Consider the following 12,114-nt stretch of genomic DNA (forward strand, 5'->3'; position numbering starts at 1 on the left):
ATAAGCCAGGACAACCTTCAGTAAAGCTCAGGTAATTATTTTGCAGGACATCCGGAAACAATCAGGTGATGTCTGAAAAGTTATATGCGGACTTACTAAGTAACCAGCTTATGAGCCACTACATGATCGGTAAAGTACTACAATCACGGTACCAAATCGTTGAAAGTCTGGGTGCAGGGGTGTTTGGACAGACATATACTGCTATTGACATTGAATACCCAGAAAACCCTAAATATGTCGTGAAGCAGTTGAAAACTCACAATTGCCAAACCAGCTATTTAGAAACTTTAAGGTTACATTTCCTGACGGAAACAGAAACTCTCAAGCGTCTGGGTAGCCATTGCCAAATTCCAGAACTCATCGCCTGTTTTGAAGAACATGAGCGACTGTATTTGGTACAGGAGTTTGTGGAAGGACATGATTTAACAGCCGAACTACCCATCAATCAAATGTGGGGATGTTTGTGGGGTGAAAGTGAAGTTGTGGAATTTTTAGAGGATGTTTTGCAAATTTTAGAATTTGTTCATTCTCAAGGCGTGATTCATTGTGATATCAAACCAGAAAATTTAATTAGACGCTGTATTGATGGCAAACTGGTTTTAATTGACTTTGGTTCTATCCAGTCGGTGAAGTTTTCTTTAGATACAGAATTGCCTATTGATTGGATTCCTGTAACATCTTTGGGTTACATTCCACCAGAGCAATTTATTGGTCAAACAAGACCTAATAGTGATATTTATGCTTTGGGGATGATTGCTATTCAGGCGCTGACAGGTTTAGAACCGTTACAGTTTAAAGTTGATCCCCAAACGAATGAGATTATTTGGCGTTTACCAGATACTCAGGTGAGTGATTATTTAGCTGTTATTCTCAGCCAAATGATCCGCTATGATTTTCAAGAACGCTTTCAGTCGGCGGGTGAGGTATTGCGTATCCTCAAACAAATGCGCCATGAAACTCAGCTATCTCAAGTTTTACCAATATCAGAGCATGAACCGTCAGAACTGGTAAGGGCGAATGATGAGACACAGCAAAATTTCACCATTAATAATTTAGCGCCCCTGATGACAGGGATGAAAATTGGACTAGCGGCTAATTCTTTGTTGATGGGGTTTGGTGTTTATTCTTTAGTGAATAATTCGCCTGCATATTCAGAAAACGAAACTTTATATAAAGCGACGGAAAACTATCAAGCTGGAGATTTACAAGGTGCGATCGCTCTGGCTAAGTCCATTCCATCTTATAGTAATGTTTATCCTGAAGTACAAGCGACTATTGAAGTTTGGCAACAACAATGGCTGCAAGCGGCGGAACAATATTTATTAGCCGAACAAGCTTTGAACGAGGGTAGATGGTCTGATGTTTTTAAAACAGCTAATCTCGTTCCTGATATTTTATATTGGCAATCCAAAACACAACTACTCGTACAAAAAGCCAGAGTCAATCTCGAAAGCCAAAGCCAAAGTTTACTAGCGAAAGCTTATGCAAAGGCGGAAGCGCGAGATTTTTCCAGCGCCTTAGAATATCTGCGCCAAATTCCCCAAGAAAGTTCGGCTGGGGCGATCGTGCAGAGAAAATTAACCGAGTATAATCACAAACGACAGATTAGAGCCGCTTACTTTTTACAAAATGCTTATAAAAAAGCAGCTTTTGGCGACTTTGATAGTGCAGTTAAGTTTCTGCGCCAAATTCCCAAAAACACAAAAGTATATGCTCAAGCTCAAGCTAAATTGCAAGAATACACTCAAAAGCAACGTTGGCAAACTCGCACTCAAGAATTAGCATTTGATGTAGATTCACCTAAAAAAAATACCACTAAACTGATCAATTCTCATTTCGACTATCAACTACAAGAAGTAAATATTCGCTAGAAGAATAAGGCAAAAGGCAAAAGTAAAAAGGCAAAAGGCAAAACTCTTTCTCCCCCTGCCGCCTGCGGTTTTTATGATTGATATTATCCCCCCTTGTCTCCCTTGTCTTGCTTCTACGCTCCTGGTTTGAAATAATCAAGGAGGCGATCGCCTGAATCAGCGCGAATTAATGCTACAACTACATCAGGTAAGGCTGTCAAACTTGGGTAAACCAAATAACGGGGTTCCCAATTAGGGCGAAACTTGTCTTTATAGGCGTGTAAGCCTTGGAAGTTATAAAAGCGGTTTAAGTGTTCATAAAGATAGTGCAGCACTTTTTCTAAGCGGCGTGAGGTGGAATTTTCCCCGACTCCAGCTAAGGCGGACAGGCCAAAATTAAAGCTGTCGTAGCCTTTTTCTTGAAAGTGCTGAAGCAGAGAAGTAAACAGAAAATCCATCATTCCATTTTCCATTGAGGCACGATGCCGCATCATATCAATGGTGATTTCATTCAGCTGATACTCTGGCAAAATGTTGGTAAACGCTGCAATTCCACCATCAGGTGTATGCACAACAGCAATTTCGCAATTTCGCAGATAAGCTTCATCAAACCATCCTAAAGAAAAGCGTTTTTCTGAACCTTGCGCCATCTTTAACCATTCATCGCTGACAGATTTCAGTTGATGTAATAAGTCATGATTGATTGGTGGTTGATAAAAACTCACTTGATAGCCGAGTTTAGTTAAACGATTAATTGATGGGCGAAAGTTCTTTCCGGCTTTCCCTTGGAGGGTAAAGTTTTTTAGGTCAACGATCGCTTCTTCGCCAATCTTCAGTATTCTAAATCCCAGGGAGATATATAAATCAAGGTCATCGGGCGAGGTTTGATAAAAAGCCGGATACCAGTCATTGCGCTGACAAAACTGCTGAAAACTAACAATTACCTCTTGACGCTCTTCAATGGGGCCGATGGGATCTCCGAGAGCGATCGCACCCCGCCCTTTTGGTACATAAGTAATTACACTTTTACCAGAAGGACTAAAAAAATAACTTTTATCGCTTAAAAGTGTAATTGCCGCTAAAGAAGAACATCCATAATCTTCTACTATTTTTTTGGCTTTTTGCTGCTCAATTAAAGTTGCTGGATTCTGTAAAAATACAGGCTGTAACAACATCACCACAGCAAATGTAATTGTACTGGCAGCAATAATATAAATAGAGTCAGCAAAGAATTCCCCAAATCTAGTTTTTGGTTGTAAGCCCCAATTATCCTCAGTAAAAAACATTGCTAAAGTCTGAAGTAGGGCATTCTTCCAACTAAAATTTTCTGTAAACTTGCCATCTAATAAATAAAATCCGATTGTGCCGTAAGCTAAGGTAAACAGCAACGCTCCCATTAAGACTCGCACACCCCTAGCAATAGAAGGTCGGTCTGATTGGGCTGTAAACACATGGCGCATCAAAATCAATTGTGTTAGCAAAATTCCTGATAATATACTTTCTTCGTAATCTAATCCTTTGATTAAATGGCTCAGAATCGAAATAACTAGTAATCCAATAGTTAATAGCCAAGCAATTCGCTTGCGGCGTAATAAATTAGTTGCCAAAGTCAATAATATAAACCCTGTTAAGGCAGCAAATACATGACCAGTTACCCGAATTTCAAAGGGTAAAAAATCTTTTAACCAATGATTGCGACCATACAAAGTGGGGGTAACTGCGGATAAAACATTGACTACGCCGACTAACCCTGTTAAGAAACCGACACTCCAAATTCCAATCTTATTTTTTAAGTTTTTATTCATTATTTTTAACTAAATCAATACATTTTTATAGCGATTAATAATCTACTTTATCGGCGTTTATAGTGTCCTCAATCTATATTGAATTATTTTTTGAATGTTTTAAATTGTTCTCCCACATAAGCCAGAGAGTCTTTTAAATGCTTGTGAAAATAATTCCAACCAACATCTGCACCAGATAAACCATGACCTCCAGGAAAAGCATAGAATACGTTAGCAATATCTAAATTATTTAAGGTTTGATGAAAAATTTTAGTAGAAGCCAAGAAATTCTGATCATTCAACCCCGCATCAAGATATATTCGTAATCGTTTTCTATCAGCAGTTGATAACTGTTGGACTATTTGTAATGGACTATTTTGCGCCCCACTACTGTCGGTAAAGTAACCGCTATGACTAAATAATATATTGAAGTTGTTGAGATAGCGTAACCCAATATTAAATGCGCCCCATCCACCAGAAGATAGACCACCCAACGCCCAAAATTCTGGGTTTTCTAGAGTCCGGTAACGTGACTTAACAACTTGGACTAATTCTGCACCAATTAAAGTCCCAATTTTGCCATTTGTCCCGTCATAATAATCAGGGTCATATAAAGGGCTAGAACCACGGTTATCATTGCCATCGGGAGTAATAATAATTGATGGTGGTAATTTGCCAGTTTTATACAATTCATGTAGTACGTTTATGATGGCATATTTATCAGCATAGGCACGCGCATCATCGTGACCACCATGTAATAAGAAAATCACGGGATAGCGGGTTTTGGGATTTTTTTGATAGTTAGGCGGTAAAATCACGCCATATTGGCGGACTGTACCCATAGCTTGGGAATTGAAAGTTTCTAGCTGAAATTTTAAGCCTGTATCTACTTGTTGTTGGGGTGGGTCGAATTGTGGTGCGCCTAAGATAAAAACATAATAATATGCAGCACCTGTAAGAATGGCGATCGCTCCTGCTAAACTCAAAAATAATTTCGGAATTTTCATAAATTTCAATTTACTTTCTGTTTTTTCGGCTGAGAAATTCCTAAATTGTCAGCAGCATGAGCAATTTCCGCAATCCGAAACTGTTCACCTACAAATGTCAAAGAATCAGCTAAATGTTCTCGCCAATATTGCCAAGTATGGCTGCCAGGAAATTGCTGTAATAGATTGTAAATTTTTTGCTGATTCAGGACTTTTGAAAATTCTTTAGCATCATCGAGTTCTTCCGTATCAGAGGTACCGGAATCTAAATAAATTCGCAATCTTTTTTTAGCTTGATTTGGTAGAGTTTTAATATAGCTAATTGGGCTATTTTGCGGGCCACTTTTATCTTGAAAATAGCCACTATGACTAAATAAAATTGAAAAGTTTTGTAAGTTATGTAACCCTACATTCATTGCACCCCAACCACCAGAAGATAATCCACCCATTGCCCAAAAATCAGGATTAGGTAAAGTGCGATAACGCTGCTGCACTACTTTTACCAGTTCATCTCCTACGGCTGTCGCAACTTTACCATTGGGGCCGTCGATATATTGAGGGTCAAAATAGGGGCTAGAGCCGCGTTTATCATTACCGTCGGGAGTGATAATAATACTGGGTGGTAATTTACCTGTAGTGTATAGTTTGGTTAGGGTTTTGAGGGCTTGTCCTTTCTTTTCGCTAAACCAATCAAGCGGTTCACCGTGACCACCGTGGAGAAGAAAAATTACGGGATAACGTTGTTGGGGATGTTGTTCATACCCAGGAGGTAAAGATACTCCATAAGTGCGTTTTCCTGGCATAGCTTGGCTATCGTAAGATTCGATTTGATAAGTTAAAGGGGTAGCCAAAGTGTTAACATCTGGTTGCGCTGGTAAGATAGAAACCTTTATTGGTGTGGGTTTAGCGGCTATACCTTGGGAATAGTTACAGCCAACTAAAGTGAATGCCGAAATCAAGATTACTAAGGTTTTTTTGTAATTCATGTTGAGCAATTAAGAATAAACTTGTTGTGTTAACCAATTTGCGATCGCCTGATTAACTAACTCGGCACATTCCGCCATAACCAGATGTCCAGCTTCGACAAAATGTAAATGAGTACCATTCACAAAATGATTTGTTAATTCTTCTCCCATTTTTTGAGTAAACATTGGGTCTTTTCCCGCAGTAATTACCAAGGTGGGAATATGCAGATGCTGTGGTAATGAATGGCGGACAAAAAAGTTATAATCCCAAAAAATTTCTAAAGATTTGTAGGCATCAAAATCTGTCGGTACAGGATTTTCTGCAAAAAACCTTTCCATAACTTTGTGACGGTAAGAAGTAGAAAGGAAGTTGTTGAAAACTTGCACACTTGGTAAATGGTAAAGATGTCTCCCACCCCAAGCCATCAATTTCATCAGGGGAATTTCCCACCAAGGTGCTAAATCATGAGTACCACCAGCAATAGCAATTATCGCACTCACTCTATGGTGTTGGGCAAATTCTAAACCAATTGGAACACCATAACTATGACAGCAAAGCACAGGTGATTTAATCTCAAACTTTTGCAGCAAACGCCCTAAATCTCGGCAATGTCTCCCAATAGAATAGCGCGAGTAACGACTAGATTTTCCATGTCCAGCCAAATCATAAGCGAGAACTTCCCAGCCTTGATTGTGGGCAAATTCATACTGGTTTCTAAAGTTAAAATGATTGCCCATTCCGCCGTGAATAAAAACTATTGCCGGAGTTGTACCTGGACTATGGCAAACTTGTAAATTTACTCCTCGCCGCAGATGAATTGAGGAACCAATTAAAGCATCTATAAAACAGTCATCATCTGTCATGGAAAATTGCTACATTACTGAGCTAAACTTTGATGTTGTATATTCAAAGCTTAAGCCTGTGATATGACAATGCTGTGTCAAGGTAATGGAAAATTTGCGAATTAGGATTTAAATAATGCACAAAAAGCTGCAACTCAACGGAAATTTTTTATTTGGCTTGTTGCTGCTGACACTTTCTGTCTGGGCGATCGCCAATGAACTGCGCGAGTATAATTACCATGATATTCTGCGTGCGATCGCCTCAATTCCACTACAAAGCTTGAGTTGGGCGATTGGATTCACGGCTATGGGCTATTTAGTCATGCTTGGTTACGATATTTTAGGTTTTGCTTATATTCATCGTTCCCTACACTGGCAAAAAATTTCTTTGACTAACTTTATTAGTTCTAGCTTTAGCAATACTATCGGTTTTGCTTTACTGACTGGTAGTGCTATTCGCTATCGTTTTTATTCTAGATGGCAAGTCTCAAAAATTGCGATCGCTCAAATTATCGCTTTTGTGAATTTCACATTTTGGCTGGGAATGTTTACTGTTGCTGGGTTACTTTTTTTGATTCACCCTTTCGTGATTCCCCTACAACTACATTTACCATTCACCACTGTTAGTCCTCTTGGCTGGATATTTTTGAGCTTGATGGGAATTTATTTAATTGGTAGCCTAGTTATTCACCGACCTTTAATTATTCGCAACCATGAATTTCGCTTGCCATCTTTCCAGACATCTCTGATGCAAATCATTATTTCTAGCCTTGATTGGATATTTGCTGCATCAGTACTATACAGCTTATTACCCATTAACACAGCTTACAATTATTTAGATTTTTTAGGTATTTATTTACTTGCTATGTTTGCAGGTGTGGTGAGTAATGTTCCCGGTGGTTTAGGTGTATTTGAAACAGTAATTTTATTGATGCTGTCCAATAAAATTTCAGCAGCAGCAGTTTTAGCCGCAATGCTGGCTTATCGCGGTGTATACTACTTTTTACCTTTATTATTAGCAACAGCTTTATTAATATTTGATGAAGTTAAATCTAGTACACAATATATCATCAAAAAATAGATCATATAGCTATTTCCCAGACTTGAAAATTACAGACAGATAAATTTAACTGCCGATGGAAAAGGATGTAGAAGCGTAAGCGGCTTGCCGCAGGCTACGCAGATAAATTCTTACCTCGAAAGTCTAGTAATCGCTATATAAATATTTGAAATAGCTGTAATATTTTATCTAAATCCTGACAAATCTTATATCCTTCCGGATACAGCTAGTATTTATATGTAAACACAAATAGTAGTAGATGCACCCTTATTAATTTCTCGCCTTCAGTTATTCACTGAGGGCTTTTATTTATTGCACAGGACATATAGCAATTCTCATTACAGTAAAGTACAAGCAAGAATAATTAACCGCAGATGTAAACGCGCACTTCAGCTTACCGCAGACTACGCAGATGGCAACAGATAAATTTGTACCTCATACCATTTTGGATTTGAGATTTTGAAATGTTTTACTCTTCAGCTTTTAGCAATCTATCTGTCGCAAGCATTTTTCAAATTGATATTACTTATCTTCCTGCATACTTCTGACAATTTTTGGTACTAACCTTCTGGGTACAAATCGAACAATTTTGGCGAGGAATTTATTCATTAACCCAGGAATTACCAAGGTTTTACCGTTCATTAAAGCATCATAACCAATTTGGGCGACTGTTTCGGCATCCATCATTTTTTGCCGCTTCACCAATTTGGAATCTGCCATTCCGGTTCTTTCATGAAAGGCTGAGGCGGTTGATCCTGGACAAAGTACTGTCACAGTCACACCTGTACCTTCTAATTCGTTGGCGATCGCTTCTGAAAACGATAATACATAAGCTTTGGTAGCAAAGTAAACTGCCATCAAAGGCCCTGGTTGAAAAGCCGCCGCCGATGCTACATTCAATATTTTGCCTTCTCCCTGTTTGAGCATATCTTTCAGGAATAATTTAGTTAAATGGGTAAGACATACTAAATTCACCTGAAGCATTTCTAGTTCAGCATTTAAGTTGGTGTTACTGAACAATCCATAAGTCCCAAAGCCAGCATTATTCACTAGTACATCAACTTGAATATTTGCTTGTTGTAACTCTCGAAAAATTTCCTCTGGCGCTGTAGATATTGCTAAATCTTTAACAATATATTTAACGGTAATCGAAGATTCATATTGCAATTTTTCGGCAACTTCTGTAAGTTTGATGGCATTTCTATCTACTAATACCAGATTATAATTATTTCGCGCAAAAATACAGGCTAATTCGTAACCAATTCCACTCGCAGCCCCAGTAATCAGAGCAGTTTTTCGGCTCTTAGCTTGGTGTGTTGTATTCATATTAGACAATTGGTGAATTTAAGGTGACTAATTGGTTATCTCAATCGCATTCAGGAGTCAGAATCCACCACTAATTGACCTTTCGACTAAACTCGGTGTTGATTCTGATTTCTGAATTCTAGGTATTGAATCTAATTACTACAAAAGCTTTCGTATTTAAACTGTTTGATAGATAAGTAAGTAATTACTCACATTAATCAACAAAATTTCGCGCTGAACAATTTCTATCTTATCTTCAACGTTGAAATTGATATGTCATATATGAACCTTTGTCTATAAAATATGACATACTGCTCTTTCATCACTCTCATAAGATAATAAGAAAAAAAAGTATCATAAATTCTTTGCTGGACTATATTTGGGGTAATAGATCCTACTGAGATGGTAAAATTTGTCGATGATTACTGTGAATGGGAAAGAAAGCTAGTTCCCGATGTCAGGAGTTATGTAGCATTTAAATATCTGTATGTCGGCATGGTTTCAGAGATGCAACGCAAAAGTTTACCGGAGATAGCAAGAGTAGTAGGGTTAAGTTTTGGAATGATTAATATTTGGCATTTCTGATGAAGGGGATGAATTTTGTTTCGTGCCTTTGCACGACAAATCAATCTTTCATGTTGCTTCGACATCTCAATTCATCCTGCATTTACGTAACGCCTAATATTCAAGCCCCTTGGTTAATTCTTGCCCATTTCCCCAAAAATTTTTCGCTCTCCCTAAAAGATGGTTATCGCTATCACGACTTGGTATAAAGATGATTTAGGAGATATCCACCCCATAAAGACTTCATCAAGTCTCTCGATTTACCTCTAGAGGATAATCAAATTCTCTACAAAGATAGACAACTTTTTGATAAGTTAAGGTCTAATATTTTAATGCGCTTATTTATAAAATTGCTTTTGAAACTGAGTTGATAGTGCTAGAAAAAATCCTGAGTTAGAACTTTGGTGAGTGATTCTCACTCAAAACTCATTGCTAGTTGAATGACAAATAACTGTGAATCAAACAGCAGACTCTATCAATTCAAAATTCATCTTTTAGGAGGTTTGTGATGAGAATAGCTCAAGTTTCCCCACTATGGGAGAGAGTACCTCCTCCAGCTTATGGGGGTATCGAGTTAGTAGTGGGGTTACTAACAGATGAATTAGTGCGGCGCGGACATGAAGTTACTTTATTTGCATCTGGTGATTCTATCAGTTTAGCCAAGCTAGAATCAGTGCATCCTCGTGCTTTACGACTTGATAAGGATGTCAAAGAATGTAATATTTATGAAATGTTGCAGTTAGCTTCTGTCTATGAACGGGCAGATGAGTTTGATATTATTCACTCTCACATGGGTTGTGCAGCTTTACCTTATGCCAATCTTGTCAATACTCCAACAGTTCATACATTACACGGAATTTTTACACCTGATAATCAAAAGATGTTTCAATATGCGAAACGTCAACCTTTTGTCAGTATTTCTGATGCCCAACGGGATATTTCACTGGGATTGAATTATACAAGCACAGTTTACAACGGTATTGATGTTAGCAGTTACAAATTTCATCCCAAGTCAGAAGAACCACCTTATCTAGCATTTTTAGGTCGAATATCGCCGGAGAAAGGGCCACATTTAGCCATTGCAATTGCTAAACAAGCAGGTTGGCGGTTAAAAATGGCTGGTAAAGTAGATGTTGTGGATGTCGAGTACTTTGAACGAGAAATTAAACCTTTAATTGATGGTGAACAAATTGAGTATTTAGGTGAAGCAAACCATCAACAAAAAAATGTTTTGATGGGAGGTGCTGTTGCTACTTTGTTCCCAATTACTTGGCGTGAACCTTTTGGTTTAGTCATGGTGGAATCAATGGCCGCAGGTACACCAGTAATTGCGATGAAATTAGGTTCGACAACTGAGGTAATTGCCCACAGTAAAACAGGTTTTATCTGTAATAATGTGTCAGAATGCGTCAGTGCAATTAATCAGGTGGCAGATATAGATAGATATGCTTGTCGTCAGTATGTCGAAAATAACTTTAGTTTTCAGCGTATGACTGATGGTTATGAAGAAGTTTATCGGCAAATCATCCAAAAGAAAATCGCTAAAAATGGATATCTTCGTAGTAATTTGATGTCAGGAAGTATCAAAAAATAAACTATAGCATTCCTAAATCATTCATGAGCTAAAAAATCCCCGACTTCTTTAAGAAGTCGGGGATTTTAAGTAGAAGTAGGACTGAATTTTGATTTATCTGGCTTGTTTAACAAACACAACCTGACAATCTTGACTACCGTACTTTTCACAGGTTTCTACAGCAAATCTTTCTGCAAGAGATTGGTCAGTTCCCCAACCTGTACCATAACCACCATTGGAACCTACAGCCAATGCCCCCCAAGCATTTTTAAACCACAATGGTGTTGTACAATCTTTAGCGCCACTTTGACGACGACAGTTATTTAAGGAGGCGTTGATTGCGGCTTGCTTGGTTTTCGCAATTCCTGATGAGTAAGTTCTAGTAGAAGGAGAATAAGAAATTGCCCCAAATACATTTTTGGCAGAACCAGCCTCAGCAGTTGAGGTAATTACTGGTAATATCGAAATAACTGCGATCGCTGTTAATAAGCCTTTTTTCAAACCAGTTTTTAACATATCATTTCCTAATAATATTTAGGTTGTGATTACAACAAATCAAGTTGTATTGCAACTATTATTTGCTAAGTTAATTAATTTCGAGATTCGCGTTTATACTGGTTTTTGATGAAGATATACTTCATAAGTAATTTCCTTTTGAAAACCCCCAGCTTTCGCAAGAAACTGGGGGTTTTAATTTACGAAGATGGTCTAGTTTTTCCATCTTTTTAGTTTACAAAAAATTACAATCTCCTGCACCTGGCATCAGATTATAATGCTTGGAGTCCGGCACGAATAGTTTCTATTCGTTTACGGTTAACACCTAAATCACTTTGTCCTAAACGAGAAGCTGAACGGACATGAAAAATATTCGCCTCTCGGTCTAGATAAAACTCGACATCATCCACAAATCCCATCAAAGCACTTTTAAACTCAGCATATAAATAGTCTGGAGTTTCAGTAATAATTGTAGTTCTGGGTAAGGACTGGATAATACTTTTGAGATTAGCGATCGCTTGTTCGGGACTAGTATTAAAAGTTAGGGGTGCAATTTGGTGAATTGCGTCTGTACTTTGGCTAGATACACAATTAGGCGAATTAGGGCAAGCTGCTAATCTGCCATTATTTACACCCAAGTTATTCGGGCGTTTACCTGCAAATATCATAGTTTCGTTGGCTGATGGGGA

At 38.1% G+C, this 12,114-nt stretch carries 10 protein-coding genes and 1 pseudogene; 4 read left to right on the plus strand and 7 right to left on the minus strand.

Annotated features, from left to right (window positions below):
* Nucleotides 1–110 precede the first annotated feature (110 nt).
* Nucleotides 111–1,871 (plus strand): serine/threonine-protein kinase, encoded by a 1,761-nt coding sequence (locus H6G79_RS01315; protein WP_190588033.1) that lies wholly within the window; start codon nt 111–113, stop codon nt 1,869–1,871.
* Nucleotides 1,872–1,984: 113 nt separating this feature from the next.
* Here the strand turns inward: H6G79_RS01315 and H6G79_RS01320 are convergent, their stop codons facing one another.
* The 4 genes from H6G79_RS01320 to H6G79_RS01335 form a co-directional block, all read right to left on the minus strand.
* On the minus strand, nt 1,985–3,655 hold the full coding sequence (locus H6G79_RS01320; protein ID WP_190588034.1) for a phosphatidylglycerol lysyltransferase domain-containing protein: 1,671 nt from the start codon (nt 3,653–3,655) through the stop codon (nt 1,985–1,987).
* 83 nt (nt 3,656–3,738) lie between these two features.
* The gene (locus H6G79_RS01325; protein ID WP_190588035.1) at nt 3,739–4,641 is read right to left on the minus strand and encodes an esterase family protein; all 903 of its coding nucleotides are present in this window, start codon (nt 4,639–4,641) and stop codon (nt 3,739–3,741) included.
* A 5-nt stretch (nt 4,642–4,646) separates the two neighbouring features.
* Nucleotides 4,647–5,606, minus strand: a complete 960-nt coding sequence (locus tag H6G79_RS01330; RefSeq protein WP_190588036.1) for an esterase family protein — start codon at nt 5,604–5,606, stop codon at nt 4,647–4,649.
* 9 nt (nt 5,607–5,615) lie between these two features.
* The gene (locus tag H6G79_RS01335; protein WP_190588037.1) at nt 5,616–6,449 is read right to left on the minus strand and encodes an alpha/beta fold hydrolase; all 834 of its coding nucleotides are present in this window, start codon (nt 6,447–6,449) and stop codon (nt 5,616–5,618) included.
* 115 nt (nt 6,450–6,564) lie between these two features.
* On the opposite strand from H6G79_RS01335, the gene H6G79_RS01340 reads away from it, so the two are divergent.
* Nucleotides 6,565–7,509, plus strand: coding sequence for a lysylphosphatidylglycerol synthase domain-containing protein (locus tag H6G79_RS01340; RefSeq protein ID WP_190588038.1), 945 nt, complete (start codon nt 6,565–6,567; stop codon nt 7,507–7,509).
* A 501-nt stretch (nt 7,510–8,010) separates the two neighbouring features.
* Here H6G79_RS01340 and H6G79_RS01345 read toward each other — a convergent pair.
* Nucleotides 8,011–8,814 (minus strand): SDR family oxidoreductase, encoded by an 804-nt coding sequence (locus tag H6G79_RS01345; protein ID WP_190588039.1) that lies wholly within the window; start codon nt 8,812–8,814, stop codon nt 8,011–8,013.
* Between the two features lie 381 nt (nt 8,815–9,195).
* Here H6G79_RS01345 and H6G79_RS01350 point away from each other — a divergent pair.
* Nucleotides 9,196–9,345: pseudogene (locus H6G79_RS01350) on the plus strand (IS701 family transposase); the annotation flags it as partial.
* A 520-nt stretch (nt 9,346–9,865) separates the two neighbouring features.
* Nucleotides 9,866–10,951, plus strand: a complete 1,086-nt coding sequence (locus tag H6G79_RS01355) for a glycosyltransferase family 4 protein (RefSeq protein WP_190588041.1) — start codon at nt 9,866–9,868, stop codon at nt 10,949–10,951.
* Between the two features lie 93 nt (nt 10,952–11,044).
* Here H6G79_RS01355 and H6G79_RS01360 read toward each other — a convergent pair whose 3' ends face one another.
* Together H6G79_RS01360 and H6G79_RS01365 are read right to left on the minus strand one after the other, a co-directional pair.
* Nucleotides 11,045–11,446, minus strand: a complete 402-nt coding sequence (locus tag H6G79_RS01360) for a DUF4189 domain-containing protein (RefSeq protein WP_190588042.1) — start codon at nt 11,444–11,446, stop codon at nt 11,045–11,047.
* A gap of 251 nt (nt 11,447–11,697) precedes the next feature.
* On the minus strand, nt 11,698–12,093 hold the full coding sequence (locus H6G79_RS01365) for a DUF1499 domain-containing protein (protein ID WP_190588043.1): 396 nt from the start codon (nt 12,091–12,093) through the stop codon (nt 11,698–11,700).
* Nucleotides 12,094–12,114: the final 21 nt, after the last annotated feature.

It is taken from the genome of Anabaena sp. FACHB-83 (assembly GCF_014697485.1).
GTDB lineage: Bacteria > Cyanobacteriota > Cyanobacteriia > Cyanobacteriales > Nostocaceae > Nostoc_B.

Bases quoted from the DNA above. Each gene is read 5' to 3' on its own strand.
- H6G79_RS01340 (WP_190588038.1), top strand. From the start codon at position 6,565: ATGCACAAAAAGCTGCAACTCAACGGAAATTTTTTATTTGGCTTGTTG.
- H6G79_RS01335 (WP_190588037.1), bottom strand. From the start codon at position 6,449: ATGACAGATGATGACTGTTTTATAGATGCTTTAATTGGTTCCTCAATT.
- H6G79_RS01355 (WP_190588041.1), top strand. From the start codon at position 9,866: ATGAGAATAGCTCAAGTTTCCCCACTATGGGAGAGAGTACCTCCTCCA.
- H6G79_RS01330 (WP_190588036.1), bottom strand. From the start codon at position 5,606: ATGAATTACAAAAAAACCTTAGTAATCTTGATTTCGGCATTCACTTTA.
- H6G79_RS01345 (WP_190588039.1), bottom strand. From the start codon at position 8,814: ATGAATACAACACACCAAGCTAAGAGCCGAAAAACTGCTCTGATTACT.
- H6G79_RS01315 (WP_190588033.1), top strand. From the start codon at position 111: ATGAGCCACTACATGATCGGTAAAGTACTACAATCACGGTACCAAATC.
- H6G79_RS01360 (WP_190588042.1), bottom strand. From the start codon at position 11,446: ATGTTAAAAACTGGTTTGAAAAAAGGCTTATTAACAGCGATCGCAGTT.
- H6G79_RS01325 (WP_190588035.1), bottom strand. From the start codon at position 4,641: ATGAAAATTCCGAAATTATTTTTGAGTTTAGCAGGAGCGATCGCCATT.
- H6G79_RS01320 (WP_190588034.1), bottom strand. From the start codon at position 3,655: ATGAATAAAAACTTAAAAAATAAGATTGGAATTTGGAGTGTCGGTTTC.
- H6G79_RS01365 (WP_190588043.1), bottom strand. From the start codon at position 12,093: ATGATATTTGCAGGTAAACGCCCGAATAACTTGGGTGTAAATAATGGC.